This window comes from Rhodococcus sp. P14 (genome assembly GCF_000256505.1).
Lineage (GTDB): Bacteria > Actinomycetota > Actinomycetes > Mycobacteriales > Mycobacteriaceae > Rhodococcus > Rhodococcus ruber.
The window spans coordinates 24,324-41,816 of the sequence record NZ_AJFC01000126.1; the positions used below are offsets into that span (position 1 = coordinate 24,324).

A 17,493-nucleotide genomic window follows, 5' to 3' on the forward strand; every position below is an offset into this window, starting at 1 on the left:
GTGCAGTGTTGCCCGGAGAACGGCACCGTCAATCCTCTCCGGATTCGGAGAGGGGCAGGCACATCCGGACTTCGGTGCCGTGCGGGTCGTTGGGCAGATAGCGGATGCTGCCCCCGTGTCGCTCGACGATGTGCTCCGAGATGATCAGACCGATGCCGGAACTGTCCTGCTTGGCCGAGAACGCCCCGGAGGCCAGCCGGTTTCCCGAGGCATCATCCATGCCCCGTCCCTGGTCGAAAACGGAGACACAGGCCCACTCTCCACGCCGAGCGGTCCGGACGGTGAGCTCCTTGACGGCGGTCGAGGGCAACACGATCTCGTCGATCGCGTTGAAGCAGAGGTTGATCACCACCTGCCCGATCAGCACGCTCTCCCCTACCACGGGCAACGGCGAACGGGACCTGTCGAGCGAAATGTGCACCCCCCGTTCGGCTGCCCGCAGCCGAACGAAGTACAGGCTCTCGTCGACCGTCTCGTTGAGGTCGATGGCGGCCTTGGTGCTCTCGATCCGCCGCACATAGCGCTTCACGGAGGACACGATCTCCGCCGCCCGGCCGAGCTGCTTCTCCATCCTGTCCAGCCCGTAGCTCAGGGCCTCGGGGTCGAGGGATCCATCGGAGATCCGTGCCTTGAGGCCGCTCAGGTAGTTCGTCGAGGCCGCGAGGGGCTGCCCGAGTTCGTGAGCGAGGATCATGGCCATGTCCCCCATTGCGTTGTACCGGCTGAGGTACTGGAGGTTGGCCTCCTGGTAGGCATGACGGCGTTCCCACTCCACACGATCCGTGACGTCACGAATCGTCAGCACCCGTGACGTCATTCCGTCGTGCACCACGGCCTCGAGGAAGCCGGACAACCAGGTGGTCGTCCCGTCGCTCTTCTCGATCTCCTGCATGATGCCCACCGGTCCTGCCGCCGCGTCCAGTTTGGCCACGACGGGCTCGGCGGTCAGCCGGGGCTCACAACGGCCCAAATCCTCGAGATACACCCCGGACAGTTCGTCCGGGGTTCTGCCGAACAGCCGGGCCGCGAGCGGCGAGATGTCTTCGATGCAGTTCGTCTCGTCGAGCACCACGATGCCCGCCGACGTGTGCGTCATGATGCGCTGCAGCGACTGCGACACCCAGCTGAGTTCCTCCTGCAGCTCCACCTCTTCCGCGATGTTGCGGAACTCGACCATCACGACCTGCCCGTCCTGGAACGTCAGGCGTGAGGCGACCGCATCGGCCAGGAAGTCCTGCCCGTCCTTGGTCCGGTACTTCCATTGTCTGCGGCTCGAACCACGTACGACGGCGTCCTGCAGCCACGCCACCCCGACCGAGCGCCGGTACTGACGCTCCTGGCTGCTCATGTGGTGGGCCTTCAGCGGTCGCAGCTCCTCGAGCGTGAAACCGAACATCCGGCACGCAGCCGGGTTGGCCCAGAGGATGTTCTTCGACGCCGCCTCGTGGATGAGGATCCCCGTCTCCGTCTTCTCCACCATCTCCTGGAAGTCGCGGCCTGTCGGGAACATCGATCCTCACTTCCGGGTGCCGTGACGGTTCATTGTCGACCCACGATCGGCGGATCGACCATAGGGGATTGCTTTACGACCGGCGGAGGAAATCCCGATACCGCCTCGTCCGAACCTTTCCTAGCGTTCTCCTCAGCGCGACACGACGAGGTGGATGGAGACGACGATGGCGATCCGGAGCACGATGAATCCAGTGCGGGCCGCGACAGCGGGCCCCGCGCGGGAGAAGGCCTTCGAGGACGCTCTCGCCGTGCTGCGGGACCGGCGCGACGAGTTCAACCGGCAACGATTCGTACCGAGGGACTTCGTCGCGCTCCTCAAGCGCGCCGGGCTCTACCGCGCGTCGACCCCCGCACAGTTCGGCGGCGAACCGATGGCCCCCGCCTCCTTCATGAAGCAGGTCGAGCGGATCTCCGCGGTGGATCCGGCCACCGGCTGGGTGGCAAGTTTCGGGTCCTCACTCGTGTACTTCGCGGCCCTGCCGGTCGAAACCCAGGAGAAGATCTACTCCGACGGCCCGGACGTCGCCTATGCGGGCGGGCTGTTCCCCATGCAGAAGGCCGAGAAGGTGGACGGCGGCTACCTGTGCAGCGGCCTCTGGCAGTTCGCCAGCGGATGCCTGGGCGCCGACATCCTCGGCATCGGCCTCGCCGGCGGTCCGGAAACGAACGGCAAGCCGCTGACCGCCCTCGTCGACCCCGCCGACGTCGAGATAGTGGAGAACTGGGACGTCGCAGGCATGAAGGCGACGGGATCACACGCAGTGAAGGCCGACAGACTCTTCGTCCCCGAGGAGATGACGTTCGTCCGCGGCGGTGCTCCCCGAATCGACGAGCCGCTCACCCGGTATCCGACGCTCGCCTACGCGGCCCAGGTGCTGGCGGTGGTGACTCTCGGTGCCGCACGGGGGGCTCTCGACTACGCCCACGAGGTCGGGGCGGTGCGATCCAGCATCACCGGCGGTGACAGCAAGGGAAACCGTCCCGCGTACAAGACCGGGCTGGCCCGCGCCGAGGCCGATCTCCGCTCCGCTCGGGCCTTCTTCTACGAGATCACCGACGAGGTGTGGGATCTGGCGGTCCGCGGCGACGAGATCACCGCCGAACACACGGCCCTGCTCCGCCTGGGAGCGACCCAGGCCGCCCACGTCGGCCGCAATGTCGTGCTCGCCGCGTTCGACCTGGCCGGCACCGGGGCGATCTACGAGAGCCACCCGCTGCAGCGCTACCTGCGGGATGCTCTCGTCCCGGCCCAGCACGCCATGCTCCAGACCAACACCTTCGAGGCGGCCGGAGCCGTCCTGCTGGGCCTCGACCCCGGCATTCCCAGCTTCCCCTGACCGGGACACGACCGTTCGAGACCAGTTCCTGCCTTCCCCGCGAAAGGACGCCCATGACCGCCGAACCGTTGCGCACCCTGTTCTGCATCGGCAACAACCAGAACTTCTTCGACCTGCCGAAGGCGGAGATCGGCCCGGTGTGGGTCGGCATCTCCACCATGCTCTCGGCTCTCGCGAACATGGACGGCGTCCAGGTCATCGGCACCTTCGACGACGACGCCCACATGGTCGGCCCGTCCGACGGCTGGCCTTGGACCTGCTACGTCCTGGCCGACGTGAAGGACCAGGAAACCGTCCGGGCGGCGTGCAACTTGTTGCGGACGACGATGATCGGCGAGTACGCCCTGTGGAAGTACTTCAAGATCGAGGCCCGCATGGGCCGGGAACTGACGATCCGCGCGGACGTCGCGGTCTGACCCGTGACCGGCACCGACCAGCGCCTCGAGGTCGTCGAGGCGAAGGACGCCGTCCGTGACTGCATCGCTCGCTACCTGGACCTGTGCGATGTGCCCGGACCTCTGCAGAGCCCGGAGCAGCTCGGCGTCCTGTTCACCGACGACGCGACGTGGGAAGGGCTGGGTCCGGAGTACGCCGACAAGTTCGGAATCGCCCGTGGGCGAGACGAAGTCGTCACTCTCGTGTCCCGGTACCTGCCGCCGGCCGACCACTTCCTCCGCAACGTGCACCTCCTCGGCAGCGAGCAGATCCGTCTCGACGGCAACCGTGCGAGCGGACGGTGGATCATGCAGCAGTTCTCGCTCCATCCGACGGGAACGGCCGAACTTCTCTGCGCCCGGCTCACGATCGACTTCGACCTGGACCGGGCATCCGGACGGACGGCGGCCCGCATGAGCCGATTCCGCACCCGGCGGATGTTCGCTGCGCCGCTGCCGACCGACGCGATGGCCCACCTATCCGGGGCGACCGCCCGACCTCACGAACGAAGGATGACATGACGACGACAGAAGAACCCACCGCACGCACCTACGCGGACCTCGTCGCGAAGGATCGGGTCGCGGGCCGGCTGTACACCGACCCGGACATCTTCCAGGAGGAGATGAAGAGGATCTTCTACAAGACCTGGGTGTGGGTGGCACACGAGAGCGAGATCCCGGAAGCGGGTTCGTTCAAGACCACCCAGGTCGGGGATCAGCCGGTCATCGTGACCCGGGATCGCAAGGGCAACTTCAACACGCTGCTGAACCGGTGCCGGCATCGCGGTGCGACGGTCTGCGATCAGCGCAGCGGTAAGGCCAACGGCTTCACGTGCCCGTACCACAACTGGTCCTACGCACTCGACGGACGCCTTCGTGGCATTCCCTACCCGGACGGATACGAGGGCGTCGTCGACAAGAAGGACTTCCCGCTCCAGACCCTGCGTACCGAGAGCTACCTGGGAATGATCTGGGCAACATTCGACCCGGACATCGAACCCCTCGAGGACTTCCTGGGGGACGCGAAGATCTGGATGGAGCGCTTCTTCAAGCAGAGCAATGGATTTCCGACCAAGGTGATCGGAGTTCACAAGTTCCGTTTCAAGGGGAACTGGAAGATCCAGCTCGAGAACACCACGGACGGCTACCACTTCCCGATGGTGCACAAGTCGTGGATGGCCTCGGTCGACGCCGAGACGGCGGACATGATGTCGTTCATGGACGACCCCACGGCCGAGACCCACGCCCTCGGCAACGGACACAGCGTCGCGATCATGGCCGCAGCCCACGCGGATCTCGACATCGACGACGGCAGCGAGGAAATCCAGCCTCGGTTCCAGCACCTGGTCGACGAGCTCGCCGCCGCGGGAGAAAGCCCCGAACGGATCCGTCGCTACATGCGGTCCATGCACGGTTGCGGCTTCAATCTCAACACTTTCCCGAACGTCGCGATGTCGTCGTCGTTCTTCCGCGTCCTCATCCCCCTCTCCGTCGACGAGACCGAGATCTGGCACATGGCACTGGGAATGGACGGCGGACCCGAGAGCATCAACCGCGAGCGGCTGAGGATCCACGAGCACTTCCAGGGCCCGTTCGGTTTCGGCAGCCCCGACGACGCCGAGGGGTGGATCCGGGTGCAGATCGGGGCCGGCGGCAATCCGAACATGCCGATCCTCGTCAACCGCGGCGAGGGACGCGAGTACACGACCGAAGAAGGCTGGCCCACCTCACATGTCACCGACGAGACGGGCATGCGGGAGGCCTACGCGATGTGGAAGAAGATGATGAGCAATGACTGAGGCCCTGACGATGTCGACCCTGACGGACTCCCGCACCCTCCGCGCGATCGAGCTCGTCTGGAAGGAAGCACAGGTCCTCGATGCCAAGGACTATCGGACCTGGGAGCAGATGTACACGGACGATGCTCACTACGTGATTCCCATCGATCCGCACACCGACGACTTCGCCGCAGGCCTGAACATGGTCTACGACGACAAGCGCATGCGGCACCTGCGCGTCGAGCGGATGATGCAGGGCTATTCGCCTTCTGCGGTGGCCGCGGCCCGGACCGTGCGGATCGTCTCGCGGTTCACCGTGGAGGACGTCACCGACACGTCGGTCACCCTCCGGTCGGCCCAGATCCTCAATGCGTTCAAGCGCAACGAGTTCACGACCGTCGGTGCCGAGCTGACCCACCGGATCGCTCTCGGAGAGGACAGGGACGCGATCGCCCTCAAGGTCGTTCGGCTCATCGACAGCGAGGACGCGGTCAGCGCCTCGGGTTACCTGCTGTAGGGGGCCGATGTGATCTCTCAGTCCACCGGACCCGGCATCGCCGTCGTCACCGGCGCGGCCGGAGGTATGGGTGCGGCGATCGCCCGGAAACTCCACACCGACGGTAGGAGGGTACTGCTCACCGACATCGACACGGCCGGTGTCGAAGCCCTCGCAGCGGAGTTGTCCCGCGACGGGTCGACCGCACGTGGCCTCGAGCTCGACGTCAGCCGCAAGGACGGATTCGAGGAAGCGCTGGCGACCTGCCGGCAGATCTGGGGCGTCCCCACGATCGTCGTCAACAATGCCGCCGTCACGCAGGCAGCGGATCTGATGAACCTGGCGGAGGCGGACTTCACGAGCGTCCTCACGACGAACGTGAACAGCATCTTCTTCGGTTGCCAGGTGTTCGGTGCGGCCATGGCCGAGCGGGGCTTCGGACGGATCGTCAACATGGCGTCGCTCGCCGGACAGAACGGCGGGACGGCGACCGGGGGCCACTACGCGGCCTCCAAGGGAGCGATCCTGACCACCACCAAGGTCTTCGCGCGCGAGCTGGCGGGCCGGGGAGTGACCGTCAACGCGATCTCTCCCGGCCCGCACGACCTCCCGGTCGTGCGCGCGACGGTGCCCCCCGACAGACTCGAAGGCATCGTCGCCGGGATCCCCGTGGGACGCTCGGGAAATCCGTCGTTCGTGGCCGACATGGTCGGGCTGCTCACCTCGGACGACGCCTACTTCGTCACGGGCGCCTGCTGGGACGTCAACGGCGGACTGTATCTGCGCTGACCGGAATCCTCCTGCCCGGGAGGGTCCGGTCGGCACTTCCGTCCGGAGAAATTCACGAGGAGAAACGGACATGGCACTCATCGACGTCACCGTCGCCGAGATCGTTCAGGAATCACCCACCGTCAGATCGTTCACGCTGACGAAGACCGATGGGTCGCCACTGGGTACGTACCGGCCGGGTGCGCACATCGACGTCGTCGGACCCACCTCGATCACCCGTCAGTACTCGCTCTTCAGCACACCCGATGCGCAGGATTCGTTCGCGTTCGCGGTCAAGCGCGAGGAGAACTCCCGCGGGGGTTCAGCGGCCCTCCACGAGCTGCGGGTGGGCGACGCTCTCCGGATCAGCCCGCCACGGAATCTGCTGAGCATCGCGGCGGACGCCACGCACCACGTCCTGGTCGCGGCCGGCATCGGCATCACGCCGATGCTGAGCATGGCACGCTACATGGACGTCCACGGCATCAGCTTCGAACTGCACTACTTCGCCCGCAGCGAGACGGAAGCCGCCTTCCTGCCGCTGCTGCGCGAGCGCTGCCCGGACAAGCTCCATGCCCATCTCGGGGTGGGCCGGGACGAGCAGGACGAGATTCTCGGAACCATTTTTGCGGGAACGGATCCCGGAACCCACGTCTACACGTGCGGACCCGACGGGTTCATGACCAAGGTCGTTGCGCTCGCGAGCCGGCACGTCCCGGCCGGATCGATCCACCTCGAGAACTTCCACGCGACGGAACAGCCGGACGCATCCGAGAACTCCGCGTTCGAGGTGGAACTGGAAGGGGAGACCTATCGGGTCCCGGCCGACCGGAGCATCGTCGAGGTGCTCCAGGAGAACGGCTGCGACGTCGACACGTCCTGCCAGGAGGGCATCTGCGGTACCTGCATCATGCAGGTGGTCGCAGGGACTCCGGTCCACCGGGACAACGTTCTCACGCGGTCCGAGAAGGAGTCCGGCGAGGTCATGGCGGTCTGCGTGTCGCGGGCCGCCGGCGAGCGCCTGGTGCTGGACTACTACTGATCCTCCACCGGCACGTCCACCCCGTACCGGAGCACGTCCCGTACGAGGGTGCTGATGCTGTCGGCGTCGGTCTTGCTCTTGATGCGAGCGCGGTGGACGTCGACGGTCTTCACGCTCATGCCGAGTTTCCGGGCGATGTTCTGGCTGGGCAGACCTTCGACCACCAGGGCCAGGATCTGGCGCTCGCGCGGGGTGAGGGACGAGACCTTGCTCCGCACCGATTCTCGCAGTACGTGATCGGTGAAACGGAGGCGGGCCTTCTCCACCCCGGCCTGCACGGCGTCCAACAGCCGCTGCGGATCGTAGGGCTTCTCGAGGAAATCCAGAGCACCCGCCTTCAGGGTGGAGACGGACATCCGGATGTCACCGTGGGCGGAGACGAAGATGATCGCGACGTGCGGCGCGAACTCGTTGAGCTTCTCCTGCAACCGCGTCCCGCTCATACGGGGCATGCGCACGTCGAGGACGATGCAGGCCGGCCGGCTGCCGTCGTAGGCGTCGAGGAACTGCTCGCCGCTGTGGCAGACCACCGGTCTGATCCCGATGCTCTCCAGCAACCAGTCGACGGATTCGCATACTTCGAAGTCGTCGTCGACCACGTACACCGTCGTCTCGGCTCGGAGGTCTTCCGCGCTTTCCACCATGGCTCGTCACCACCTCCGAATTCGGGAGCCAGGGCTTCTCCCCGACTCCCGACATTGTCCCCGCCCCCGCCGGGCGGGAACGACCGGTTCACGCAACGTCCGCCGGAGCGTCGTCCCAGCAGGCATCGGCAGTCCAATAGTCCATTCCCGCGGCGCTCACCCGGTGCTGCCACTCCGTGGTCCGTCGCAGGAGCGGTTCCTCTCTGCGAACCGACTCGTCGGCCGCCTCCGGGCCGTCGGCCTCCACTGTCCAGTGGACCCAGTTGACCTCACGGCCGTACTCGTCGTGGACGAACAGATCGACGTGGTGCCAACCGCGGTCGAAGGTGTCCTCGTAGCAGGTGAGGAACATCCTGTGATGGTTGGTCGGGCGGGGTTCGAGCATGAGCGGTCCTTTCTACCGAGCGAGCAGATTCACCGAGCCGAGCGAGCAGATTCACCGAGCCGAGCGAGCAGATTTCACCGAGCCGAGCGAGCTTGCCGGCTCAGACGGCAATCTCCGGCAGTTCGCGAAGGAGCACTTCGAGCTTCTCGCCCACGGCGAGCAGCCGGTCCTCGTGCCCCGGTAGCCCGACGATCTGAAGACCCAGTGGCAGTCCCGCGGACGTGCGGGCACCTGGCACGACCACGACCGGCAATCCGAGCAGCTGCCACGGGCGGCTGAGTATCGGCGACCCGGTTGCGGACAGACCGAGCGGGGCCGGTCCCAGCGCTGCAGGGCCGACGATGATCGGATCGGAGGCCAGAATCGCGTCCAGCAGTTCCCGGGAGCGGTCCCGACGGGTCAGGGCCGCGGAATACTCGGTTCCGGCGATCCTGCGGCCGTTCTCCAGCAGATCCCGGATCGGCGCGCTCAGTGCACCCGCGTGTTCGTCGAATTCGTGGGCCCGCGCCCGCGCGGCTTCGTACGACATGACGGTGACGTGGTCCTCGGACAAGGTCTGGACATGATCGTCCCAGTCGAGAGGCTCGGCCTTCACCCCGATCTCCTCCAACAGGGCGGGCACATGTTCCAGCAACGCCGACATTGGGGGCTCCACGGGGTGGAGGGCACCGGCGTTCCAGACCAGGCCCCGAGTCACCGGCTCCGGAGCCGGGACCTCCGAGTGCCCGTGGCCGCTGAATGCGTTGTGCACGAAGCGAAGATCGGACACGGACCGGGTCAGCAGGCCGAGGGCGTCCAGTGACTCGCTCAGACCGGTGATGCCGGACATGTCCGTGGTGCCGTGCGCGAGAACCATGCCGGCGGCTCCGCAGTACGAGGCCGGCCGGGTCAGCGAGCCGGCCGTCTGGGTGCCGAGCGCGAGGGGCACGGTCCCCGCTGCGACGGCCGCAGCAGAGCCACTGGAGGACCCGCCGGGGGTGTGACCGAGGGCGTGCGGGTTGCGGGTGGGCCCGGGGGTGAAGTAGCCGAACTCCGTCGTCACGGTCTTGCCCTGGACGATCGCACCGAGGGAACGCAGGCGGCTCACGCAGGCGGCGTCGGTGCCGACCAGATTCGGGGAGGTCACTGCGGAACCGGCGCGCGTCGGCATCCCGGCGACGTCGATGAGGTCCTTGACTCCGACGGACAGCCCGGCCAACGGTGCAGAGCCGGGGTCCCGGTCGACGGCACGGGCCTGCTCCGCAATCGTCGACGACAGGCACACCCACGCACCGAGTTCCGGTTCCCGCAGCTCGATCGCTCGTCTGACCTGCGTAGCAAGGTCCTCGGCCGTCACCGACCCGGTTCGGACGGCCCCGACCTGCTCACCCAGGGACAGGTCCGACGCGCGCGTGCTCATAGTCCTCCTCCGGTCTCGACCCCTTCATTCTGGGTGAACACGGCGGGAGCCGACAGTAAAGGTTTCCCTCCTACCGCAGTAGGGATGCGTGGAAATAGCTTCTGAACCACTGTCGACTCGCCGACGGATTCAGCATCCGCGGCTCGCTAGGAAAGGTGGCTGCTCATGGCTTCGACCGTGGCGCCCGATGTCTCCGCCTCCCCGGAAAACGGGGAGAAGAGGATCGACTTCCACAGGATGAACCGCAAGGCGTGGATAGTGACGGCGCTGCTCGTCCTCTTCCAGATCGTGGCCTTCGCCGACAAGGCCGTACTAGGCCTGGTGGCCTCCGAGGCCATGCCCGATCTCGGAATCTCCGCCGTCGAGTTCGGATTCATCGGCAGTGCGTTCTTCTTCCTCTACGCAGTGGTCTCCGTGATCACGGGTTTCCTGGCTGCCAGATTCTCGGTCAAGTGGATCATCCTCACGATGGGCGTCGTCTGGGCGGTCATGCAGTTCCCGATGCTCCTCGGTGGCGGTGCTGCGGTGCTGCTGATGACCCGCATCGTCCTCGGCGGCGCTGAAGGCCCCGCGACGGCGATGTCCCTCACCTCGGCTCATTCGTGGTTCGAGCCGCGTCGTCGCGCATTGCCGTCCAACTTGGTTGCTGCCGGCTCGACCCTGGGACCGGTCATCGCCGCGCCTGCCCTCGCCTGGGTGATCGTCGCCTGGGGTTGGCGCTGGGCCTTCGGCGTCCTCGGCATCGTCGGATTCGTGTGGGTCGTCGCCTGGCTCCTGATCGCCGACGACGGTCCGTTCGCCGGGCACGGCAAGCAGAATCGCGCCGACGCCCGTACCGGCGACCGGAAGCCGGCGGACCGCACCGCGGAGGTCGCCACGGCCGATGTGGACGAGCAGAAGCCTGTCGTCGTCTGGCGTGCGCTGCTCAGCATGACCTTCCTCGCCGCGGTGATCGGAGGGGCCTCCAACTTCTGGGTCCAGGGTTTCGTCACGACCTGGTTGCCCCAGTACCTCGGCACCGTGGTCGGCCTGTCGCTTCCTCAGGTAGGCACCGTCACCACCATTCCCTGGATCCTCGGAGCCGGCGTGCTGCTGCTGCTCGGCTTCCTCGGCCACCGGTTGATGAAGCACGGCCACAACGCGCATCGCGCGATCGCGGTCCCGTTCGGTATCGCAGCGCTGGTGGCCGGAATCTGCTTCATCCTGGTCCAGACGACGTCGGGTGTGCCGGCCGTCGCCCTGCTGTGCCTCGCCGCCGGCTGCAGCCTCGCGTACCCGATGACCGCCTCTGCGATCGCTTATGCGGTCGGCGCCAAGCAGCGGCCGATTCTCATGGCCACGCTCGGCGGCGTGGCCTCGATCGGTGCCATCGTCTCCCCGACGCTCGTGGGCTGGCTGATGGCCCGCGCCGGTTATGTCTCGCCCCCTGCCGGCAGCACACTGGCTCCCGAAATGGCGACGAACATGGCGGTCGGTGTGCACCAGGCATTCACCATCACCGGCATCATCCTCCTCGTCGGCGGCGTGCTCTGCATCCTGTTCCTCCGGCCCGAGAGCCTCGGCCGGAAACTGCAGTCCGAGTACGTCAAGCATTGAACCGGCATCTCGATGCACGCCGGAGCCATCCCGTCCCCGAGATCAGGAGGACCGCAATGACGGATATCGCGACCCCGGTCGACCGAGGGCTCTTCCGGGAGGTGATGGGGCACTACCCGACCGGAGTGGCCGTCGTGACCGGCCGTGCGGACAACGGCGAACTGCTGGCGCTGGTGGTCGGGACCTTCGGGTCGGTGTCTCTCGATCCGCCCCTCGTCTCCTTCATGCCGATGAAGACGTCGAAGACGTTCGCCAAGATGCGGGAGTGCGCGTCGCTGTGCATCAACATCGTGGGCGGTGAGCAGGAGGAACTGGTCTCCACCCTCGCCCGGCGCTGGGAGAACAAGTTCGACGGAATCGACTGGTTCCCGTCCCCGTCGGGGGATCCGGTGCTGGCGGACTCGGTGGCATGGATCGACACCCGCATCACCGACACGGTGGAGGCGGGCGATCACTGGATCGTCCTGTGCGCTGTGGCGGACATGGCCGTCACCAACCCGGTGGCCCCGCTGATCTTCTTCCAGGGCGGTTACGGGAGTTTCGTCGGGACCTCCTTGATGGCTCGGATGGAGCACCGGCTGCTGTCGGCGATTCGGGAGGCGGACTGCGCACGGACGGCCGTCGAGGACCTCGCGCACGACATCGGTTGCGAGGTCACGGTCTACACCGCGGTCGGTCGGGACGAGATGGCAACGGTACTCTCGGCGTCGGCTCCCGGAGTCGATCCGGAGAACGGCCTGGCGCAGCGAGTTCCGATCGTGCCCCCGATCGGTGACTCGCTCGTGTTCGATCTCCCGCCGGAAGATCAGGAGCGGTGGCTCGCCAAGGCCCACGGCGTCGAGGAGCCCGGGAGGCAGCTCTACCGGGACCGTCTCGACTTCGTCCGCGCACACGGGTTCCTGCTGTCGTTCCTTCCTCGGGAAGGCGGAGCCGCATACGAAGGGATGCGCGACGCCACCCACCGTTATGCGAACGGGAGACTGACCCCGGCGCAGGAGCGGAACATCCGCGAGCGCGTGGTCGAATCGGCGGTCGACTACACGTTGCGCGACCTCGAGGAAGAGGAAACCTACGACATCGGTTCCGTCGTACTGCCGGTTCGCGACCGAGCGGGCGGCTACACGCGCACGCTGCGTTTGGGGCAGCTTCCCCGCCGGGTTTCCGGGACGCGAGTACGGGAGTGGATCGCCCGGGCCGAGAAGGTTGTCGACATCCTCGAACTCGGGGGCGGTTCCGACAGGTAATCCGTTCCCGCGGAATTGTCTTCACCACGGGAGTCGGTGCTCGTGGACGAGTACCGGTCAGCCCGTGACCATGATCTGCGCGGCGCTCTCCTTGAGTTTCGCGTTGGCCCAGCGCAACTGACGCAGGGTCTGCGGGTGGCAGCGTTCGGCCGTGGCGAGCAGTTCCCGGTCCTGCATGGCCTGCGCGGTCTGGGCCAGGATCTCCCAGTCCAGTGAGACCCCGGCTGCCATCCGGTGGATCTCGCGCAGGTCGTGCAGGAGCAGCAGGCCGGGCTCGTGGCGCCGGCCGAGCAGTTCGCTGCCCTTCTGCCGCAGGCGGGCCAGGATCGTGTGGTCGTCCTCCGGTTCGGCGTCGAGGTCGAGGTCGTAGTCGCGCCCGACCCGGGCGAGTTCGCGCACGTGTTCCTGGGACCAGCGTGCGAGATCCCGTCCGAGGTAGAAGATCTCGTGGTCGGCCTTCTGCCGGTCCGAGATCTGCAGCAATTCCCCCGCCAGGTCGTTCTCGGCGCGGTGCAGTTCGCGGATTGCCAGACCTACCTTGTTCACGATGCGCCTCCGCTCGTGTCGACGACGGTCTCGGTCGCGGTGCCGGCAGGACCGCCCACGGTGTCGGGAACGTCGGTGCCCACCGGTCGTGAGGCGGTGGTCGTCGGCGCGGCGGACGGTGTGCCGTCCCCGGCCAGGAGACGCTCGGCCCGGGCGGCGCCGGTCTTGAACAGTGGCTGTTTCGACGCCGGATCCCAGTCGGTGACGGTCAGTTCGTTGGCGGCGCGGCCCTCGGCGTCGCCCGGCTCGTGCCCGCCGGGGGTGTCCCAGTAGCCGTAGTGGAACGGCAGGAACAGCACGCCGGGACGGATGCCGCTGATCCGCAGCCGTGCCTCCACCCGGCCACGCGGGGTGGTGATGCGCAGCAGGTCGCCCTCCCCCCAGCCGTGCCGCTGGGCGTCGGAGGCGGACATCTCCACCCACACCTCGGGGGCGGCGTTCTGCAGTTGGGGCGCCCGCCCGGTCTTGGTACGGGTGTGGAAGTGATACAGGGTCCGCCCGGTGGTCAGCAGGTAGGGGAACTCCTCGGAGACCACCTCGTGCGGGGGCAGATACTCCCCTGCCCTGATCACGGCCTTGCCGAGGGGGTTCATCGCCTTGTACTCGGTCGGTTCGAGCGGGGCGCCGGTGACCATGTCGCGGCCGTAGCTCTCGCAGTAGTCCGGTGCGCTCCAGAACTTCCCGTCGGCGTAGAGGCGCTCGGTGCCGTCGGGGTGCTCGTCGTTGCAGGGCCATTGGATGCCGCTGCCGCCGCGGAGCCTGTCGTACGAGAGGCCGGTGTAGTCGCACGGCCGTCCCGCGGTGCACTGCTTCCAGGCTTCGAACGCCTCCTCCGGCGTGGACCACTTGACCAGGGGCTGCCCGTCCTTGTCCTGCAGTCCCAGCCGGCGGGCGTAGTCGAGGAAGATGTCCAGATCGGGCCGGGCCTGCCCGGGCGGGTCGACGGCCTTCTCCGACAGGTGCACGGTGCGGTCGACATTGGTGAACGTGCCGGTCTTCTCCCCCCACGTGGCGGCCGGCAGCACGACGTCGGCGAGTTGCGCGGTCTCGGACAGGAAGATGTCCTGCACGACGAGGAAAAGCCTTTTCTGGGACAGGATTTCGCGGATGCGGCCGAGTTCCGGCAACGACACCGCCGGGTTGGTGCCGTTGACGTACAGGAACCGGATCGAACCGTCCTCGACGTACCGCATCATCTGCATCAGGTGGGTGGGCGCGGTGTAGTGCGGGATCCGCATCGGGTCGATGTTCCACACCCGCCCCAGCTCCTGGATGTGTTCGTCGTTGGCCCAGTTCCGGAACGCCGGCAGGTCGCCGTCGGCCCCGCACTCGCGGGTGTTCTGCGCCGTGGGCTGGCCGTTCATCTGCAGCACCCCGCACCCCGGCTTGCCGAGCATGCCGCGGATCAGGTGCACGTTGTTCACCTGGACGGCAGCGGCGGTGGCCTGATGGGACTGGTAGAAACCCTGCAGCACGGTGGACAGCAACCGTTCGGCGGTGCCCAGGAGCCGGGCGGCCGCCCGCAGGTCGGCGAGCGGGACGTCGCACACCTGCGCGACCTTCTCCGCCGGGTAGCCCTCGAGTTGCTTCTCCAGCTCGTCGAAGCCGACGGTGTGGGCGTCGACGTAGTCGCGGTCGATCCAGCCGTGCCGCACGATCTCGTGCAGCAGCCCGTTCATCAGCATCACATTGGTGCCGGGCCGGGGTGCGAGGTGCACGGTGGCCGCGCGCGCCACCGGCGTCTCCCGCGGGTCGACGCAGACGATCGCCGGGGGGTTCGGGCCGGCGAGCCGGTCGAGCACCCGGGTCCACAGCACACTCTGGGTCTCGGCCATGTTGTGCCCGTACAGGGCGATCACGTCGGCGTGGTCGATGTCGGTGTACGACCCCGGTTGACCGTCGCACGCGAAGGACTCCTTCAGCGCCGCGGCCGCCGTCGCCGTGCACAGCCGGGTGTTGCCGTCCATGTGGTTGGTGCCGATGCCGCCGTGTCCGATCAGCGCCAGCGTGTAGTACTCCTCGAGGAAGAGCTGACCGGTGGTGTAGAAGCCGATCGAACTCGGACCGCGTTCGGCCAGCAACTCCTTCGTGCGCCCGGCGACGGCGTCCATCGCCGTGTCCCAGTCCGTCTCCACGAGCGCACCGTCGCGCCGGATCAGCGGTGTGGTCAACCGATCCGGCGAATGGTTCGCCTGCCAGCCGAACAGGTCCTTCGGACCGAGCCGGCCGTGATTGACCCGGTCGACCGCCCGGCCCCGCACGCCCACGATGCGCCCGTTCTCGACGGCGATATCCAGCCCGTCCCCGTTCGAGTGCAGGATCGTCGCCGACTGCACCCAGGTGTCGACGTCGTCCTCGTCCACCCCCTCGGCGAGATACATGTCCACCCTGGTCGGCCACGTCTCACCGGGACCGTAGGGAGTGCGAGCACCCCACGGGTCCCGGATCCGGTCCGTACGCGTCATACCGGAGGCGCTACCCCCTGCGCAACGAACCAAACCTGCCGCCGACGGAACTCAGTGGGAACGAGGAAGGCGCACGATGTGGAGGAAGAAGTTGTCGATCCGCCGGATCACCTCCGCGAACTGCGGGAAGTCGACCGGCTTGGTGATGTAGGCGTTGGCGTGCAGCCGGTAGCTGCGGAGCAGGTCCTCCTCGGCGGCGGAGGCGGTGAGCACCACCACCGGGATGTGCCGCAGTTCCGGGTCGGCCTTGATCTGTGCGAGGACCTCCCGGCCGTCGTAGCGGGGCAGGTTCAGGTCGAGGAGGATCAGATCGGGCCGCGGCGCGTCGGCGTAGGGGTCGCGCCGGAAGAGGAAGCTCAACGCCTGCTCACCGTCGCGTACGACGTGCAGTGCGTTGGCCAGTTTGTGGTCCTCCAGGGCCTCGCGGGTCATCAATTCGTCGCCGGCGTCGTCCTCGACCAGCAGAACGACGATGGGTTCGGCGGGCTCGGTCATGTGGTGGGCTCCTGAACCAGGGGTGCACGGAACGTTCTCCGACCGTACGCGGTACGGCAGCGACTGCGGTTCGGCCCCCATGACCGGCCGCCGCGCCGGCAGTCGGAGAGCACGGCGTGTCCGATGTTGTGCCAGACTCCGGAACATGGCTGTCGATCCACGTGGTGCCGACCTGAAGCGCTTTCTCGCCGAGGACCCGGGCGGGCCGGTGGTGATGCTGAACCTGCTGCGGTTCGGCACCGGTGGTCGCGAGATCTACGCCCGCTACGCCGACGCCCTCCACGAGACGTTCCTGCCGCGCTACGGCGGCGAGGTGCTCTACGCGGGCGACGGGTCGACCGCGCTCGTGGCGGAGACCGGGCAGGACTGGGACGCGGTCCTGCTCGTGCGCTACCCGACGCGGCGTGCCTTCTCCGAGATGGTCGCCGACCCCGAGTACCAGCGGGTCACGGCGTGGCGCACCGACGCGCTGCAGGAGGCTGTCCTGCAGGCGACGGTGCCGTGGCCGGTGCAGTCCTGACACCGGCCGTCAGTAGCGCAGCAGGGCGCCGATGCCGTCCGCCGGCGTGAGGCGCTCGTCCATGCGGAGCACGGCGGCGCCGGTGGCCACGGCCGCGAACGGCAGGGCTTCGTCGGCGCGGCAGACGCGCTCGCTGCCCGAACCCATCTCGGACAGCGCTCCTGCGTCGGCGGCCACGAGCGACGGGTCGTCGCCCACGAGCACCGTGGTGTCGTCGAGGTCCCCCAGGATCAGCGTGTCGACCCGCCGTTCGCGCAGCGCCGCCGTCACCTCGGTCACCCCTTCGACGGCCAGGCCGGTTCCGGCGCCGGCCCGATAGCGCTCGGCCACGTCGTCCATCTCGGCGAGGCGACGCTGCGCCAGTTCCTCCTGGATGACATCCCGGATCCGCTCGCGGTCGGAGCCGTCGGCGCGAGAACCGGTCTGCACCTGCACCAGGACGTCGCCGGTGCGCTGGGGCAGGGCCTCCGCCAGGTCCGTGCGGGAGCGGACCTCGCCGATCACGAACACCGGCTCGGCGTGGTGCTCGTCGGCCAGTTCGGTGATGCGGTCGGCGGCGGCGGCGATGTTGCGGCGCCGCTGCTCCTCGACGTTGGGTTCGGGATCCCCGTAACCGGGCGACTGGGCGCCGGCCGCCTTGTGGATCGGGTAGCCCTCCCCGGCGACCGTCTCCTCGTGGAGCACGCCGCCGTGCCGGTCGTAGACGGTCAGGTCGCCGCCCGCGTGGTCGACGGCGGCCACGAGGTAGGGCCGGCCGCTCGTGCCGTGTTCCACCAGCGGGAGCAGGTAAGGCATGTCGGACAGTCGCACCTCGGTGCGCAGCGGCGGGGGG

At 67.6% G+C, this 17,493-nt stretch carries 18 protein-coding genes; 10 read left to right on the top strand and 8 right to left on the bottom strand.

Features of this window, described 5'->3' with window-relative positions; genetic code table 11:
• Window positions 1-28: 28 nt before the first annotated feature.
• Window positions 29-1,510, bottom strand: a complete 1,482-nt coding sequence (locus tag OEY_RS0109375) for a PAS domain S-box protein (RefSeq protein WP_010593627.1) — start codon at window positions 1,508-1,510, stop codon at window positions 29-31.
• A 154-nt stretch (window positions 1,511-1,664) separates the two neighbouring features.
• Here OEY_RS0109375 and OEY_RS0109380 point away from each other — a divergent pair, with 154 nt between their 5' ends.
• The 7 genes from OEY_RS0109380 to OEY_RS0109410 all read left to right on the top strand — a co-directional run bounded on the left by OEY_RS0109380 (window position 1,665) and on the right by OEY_RS0109410 (window position 7,367).
• Window positions 1,665-2,849: an acyl-CoA dehydrogenase family protein gene (locus tag OEY_RS0109380; RefSeq protein ID WP_010593628.1), complete on the top strand. Its 1,185-nt coding sequence runs from the start codon at window positions 1,665-1,667 to the stop codon at window positions 2,847-2,849.
• Window positions 2,850-2,902: 53 nt separating this feature from the next.
• A complete protein-coding gene (locus OEY_RS0109385; protein WP_010593629.1) occupies window positions 2,903-3,265 on the top strand; it encodes a hypothetical protein in 363 nt (120 codons plus the stop codon).
• A 3-nt stretch (window positions 3,266-3,268) separates the two neighbouring features.
• Complete coding sequence (locus OEY_RS0109390) at window positions 3,269-3,805, top strand: nuclear transport factor 2 family protein (protein ID WP_010593630.1); 537 nt, start codon at window positions 3,269-3,271, stop codon at window positions 3,803-3,805.
• Entirely contained in the window at window positions 3,802-5,082 is a 1,281-nt protein-coding gene (locus OEY_RS0109395; RefSeq protein ID WP_010593631.1) for an aromatic ring-hydroxylating oxygenase subunit alpha, read from the top strand. Before OEY_RS0109390 ends, OEY_RS0109395 begins: the two co-directional genes overlap by 4 nt.
• Window positions 5,075-5,578, top strand: coding sequence for an aromatic-ring-hydroxylating dioxygenase subunit beta (locus OEY_RS0109400; protein WP_010593632.1), 504 nt, complete (start codon window positions 5,075-5,077; stop codon window positions 5,576-5,578). Before OEY_RS0109395 ends, OEY_RS0109400 begins: the two co-directional genes overlap by 8 nt.
• A 9-nt stretch (window positions 5,579-5,587) precedes the next feature.
• Window positions 5,588-6,346 carry an SDR family NAD(P)-dependent oxidoreductase gene (locus tag OEY_RS0109405; RefSeq protein WP_010593633.1) on the top strand — a complete coding sequence of 253 codons (759 nt, stop codon included), beginning with the start codon at window positions 5,588-5,590 and terminating at the stop codon, window positions 6,344-6,346.
• A gap of 70 nt (window positions 6,347-6,416) precedes the next feature.
• Window positions 6,417-7,367: a PDR/VanB family oxidoreductase gene (locus tag OEY_RS0109410; protein WP_010593634.1), complete on the top strand. Its 951-nt coding sequence runs from the start codon at window positions 6,417-6,419 to the stop codon at window positions 7,365-7,367.
• Here the strand turns inward: OEY_RS0109410 and OEY_RS0109415 are convergent.
• From OEY_RS0109415 to OEY_RS0109425, 3 genes are all read right to left on the bottom strand, one after another.
• Window positions 7,361-8,011 (bottom strand): response regulator transcription factor, encoded by a 651-nt coding sequence (locus tag OEY_RS0109415; protein ID WP_010593635.1) that lies wholly within the window; start codon window positions 8,009-8,011, stop codon window positions 7,361-7,363. The two genes, OEY_RS0109410 and OEY_RS0109415, sit on opposite strands and share 7 nt — an antisense overlap.
• A gap of 88 nt (window positions 8,012-8,099) precedes the next feature.
• Window positions 8,100-8,396 (bottom strand): hypothetical protein, encoded by a 297-nt coding sequence (locus OEY_RS0109420; RefSeq protein WP_010593636.1) that lies wholly within the window; start codon window positions 8,394-8,396, stop codon window positions 8,100-8,102.
• A 100-nt stretch (window positions 8,397-8,496) separates the two neighbouring features.
• Complete coding sequence (locus tag OEY_RS0109425; RefSeq protein WP_010593637.1) at window positions 8,497-9,795, bottom strand: amidase; 1,299 nt, start codon at window positions 9,793-9,795, stop codon at window positions 8,497-8,499.
• A 165-nt stretch (window positions 9,796-9,960) separates the two neighbouring features.
• Between OEY_RS0109425 and OEY_RS0109430 the strand changes: the two genes are divergently transcribed.
• On the top strand, window positions 9,961-11,391 hold the full coding sequence (locus tag OEY_RS0109430) for an MFS transporter (protein WP_010593638.1): 1,431 nt from the start codon (window positions 9,961-9,963) through the stop codon (window positions 11,389-11,391).
• Window positions 11,392-11,447: 56 nt separating this feature from the next.
• Window positions 11,448-12,635 carry a flavin reductase family protein gene (locus OEY_RS0109435; RefSeq protein ID WP_010593639.1) on the top strand — a complete coding sequence of 396 codons (1,188 nt, stop codon included), beginning with the start codon at window positions 11,448-11,450 and terminating at the stop codon, window positions 12,633-12,635.
• 57 nt (window positions 12,636-12,692) lie between these two features.
• On the opposite strand, the gene OEY_RS0109440 is transcribed toward OEY_RS0109435, so the two are convergent.
• Genes OEY_RS0109440 through OEY_RS0109450 form a run of 3 tightly spaced genes read right to left on the bottom strand, consistent with a single transcriptional unit; the run spans window position 12,693 to window position 16,141 of the window.
• The gene (locus tag OEY_RS0109440; RefSeq protein ID WP_010593640.1) at window positions 12,693-13,181 is read right to left on the bottom strand and encodes a hypothetical protein; all 489 of its coding nucleotides are present in this window, start codon (window positions 13,179-13,181) and stop codon (window positions 12,693-12,695) included.
• Window positions 13,178-15,646 carry a molybdopterin oxidoreductase family protein gene (locus OEY_RS0109445; protein WP_043805072.1) on the bottom strand — a complete coding sequence of 823 codons (2,469 nt, stop codon included), beginning with the start codon at window positions 15,644-15,646 and terminating at the stop codon, window positions 13,178-13,180. Before OEY_RS0109445 ends, OEY_RS0109440 begins: the two co-directional genes overlap by 4 nt.
• A gap of 51 nt (window positions 15,647-15,697) precedes the next feature.
• A complete protein-coding gene (locus tag OEY_RS0109450) occupies window positions 15,698-16,141 on the bottom strand; it encodes a response regulator (protein WP_010593642.1) in 444 nt (147 codons plus the stop codon).
• Window positions 16,142-16,286: 145 nt separating this feature from the next.
• Here OEY_RS0109450 and OEY_RS0109455 point away from each other — a divergent pair, with 145 nt between their 5' ends.
• Window positions 16,287-16,661 carry a DUF1330 domain-containing protein gene (locus OEY_RS0109455; RefSeq protein WP_010593643.1) on the top strand — a complete coding sequence of 125 codons (375 nt, stop codon included), beginning with the start codon at window positions 16,287-16,289 and terminating at the stop codon, window positions 16,659-16,661.
• 9 nt (window positions 16,662-16,670) lie between these two features.
• On the opposite strand, the gene OEY_RS0109460 is transcribed toward OEY_RS0109455, so the two are convergent.
• A partial coding sequence (locus OEY_RS0109460; protein WP_010593644.1) for an Rv2629 family ribosome hibernation factor occupies window positions 16,671-17,493 on the bottom strand: 823 nt, incomplete at its 5' end.

Bases quoted from the DNA above. Each gene is read 5' to 3' on its own strand.
- OEY_RS0109450 (WP_010593642.1), bottom strand. From the start codon at position 16,141: ATGACCGAGCCCGCCGAACCCATCGTCGTTCTGCTGGTCGAGGACGAC.
- OEY_RS0109415 (WP_010593635.1), bottom strand. From the start codon at position 8,011: ATGGTGGAAAGCGCGGAAGACCTCCGAGCCGAGACGACGGTGTACGTG.
- OEY_RS0109430 (WP_010593638.1), top strand. From the start codon at position 9,961: ATGGCTTCGACCGTGGCGCCCGATGTCTCCGCCTCCCCGGAAAACGGG.
- OEY_RS0109385 (WP_010593629.1), top strand. From the start codon at position 2,903: ATGACCGCCGAACCGTTGCGCACCCTGTTCTGCATCGGCAACAACCAG.
- OEY_RS0109395 (WP_010593631.1), top strand. From the start codon at position 3,802: ATGACGACGACAGAAGAACCCACCGCACGCACCTACGCGGACCTCGTC.
- OEY_RS0109380 (WP_010593628.1), top strand. From the start codon at position 1,665: ATGGAGACGACGATGGCGATCCGGAGCACGATGAATCCAGTGCGGGCC.
- OEY_RS0109400 (WP_010593632.1), top strand. From the start codon at position 5,075: ATGACTGAGGCCCTGACGATGTCGACCCTGACGGACTCCCGCACCCTC.
- OEY_RS0109425 (WP_010593637.1), bottom strand. From the start codon at position 9,795: ATGAGCACGCGCGCGTCGGACCTGTCCCTGGGTGAGCAGGTCGGGGCC.
- OEY_RS0109455 (WP_010593643.1), top strand. From the start codon at position 16,287: ATGGCTGTCGATCCACGTGGTGCCGACCTGAAGCGCTTTCTCGCCGAG.
- OEY_RS0109375 (WP_010593627.1), bottom strand. From the start codon at position 1,510: ATGTTCCCGACAGGCCGCGACTTCCAGGAGATGGTGGAGAAGACGGAG.
- OEY_RS0109410 (WP_010593634.1), top strand. From the start codon at position 6,417: ATGGCACTCATCGACGTCACCGTCGCCGAGATCGTTCAGGAATCACCC.
- OEY_RS0109420 (WP_010593636.1), bottom strand. From the start codon at position 8,396: ATGCTCGAACCCCGCCCGACCAACCATCACAGGATGTTCCTCACCTGC.
- OEY_RS0109445 (WP_043805072.1), bottom strand. From the start codon at position 15,646: ATGACGCGTACGGACCGGATCCGGGACCCGTGGGGTGCTCGCACTCCC.
- OEY_RS0109435 (WP_010593639.1), top strand. From the start codon at position 11,448: ATGACGGATATCGCGACCCCGGTCGACCGAGGGCTCTTCCGGGAGGTG.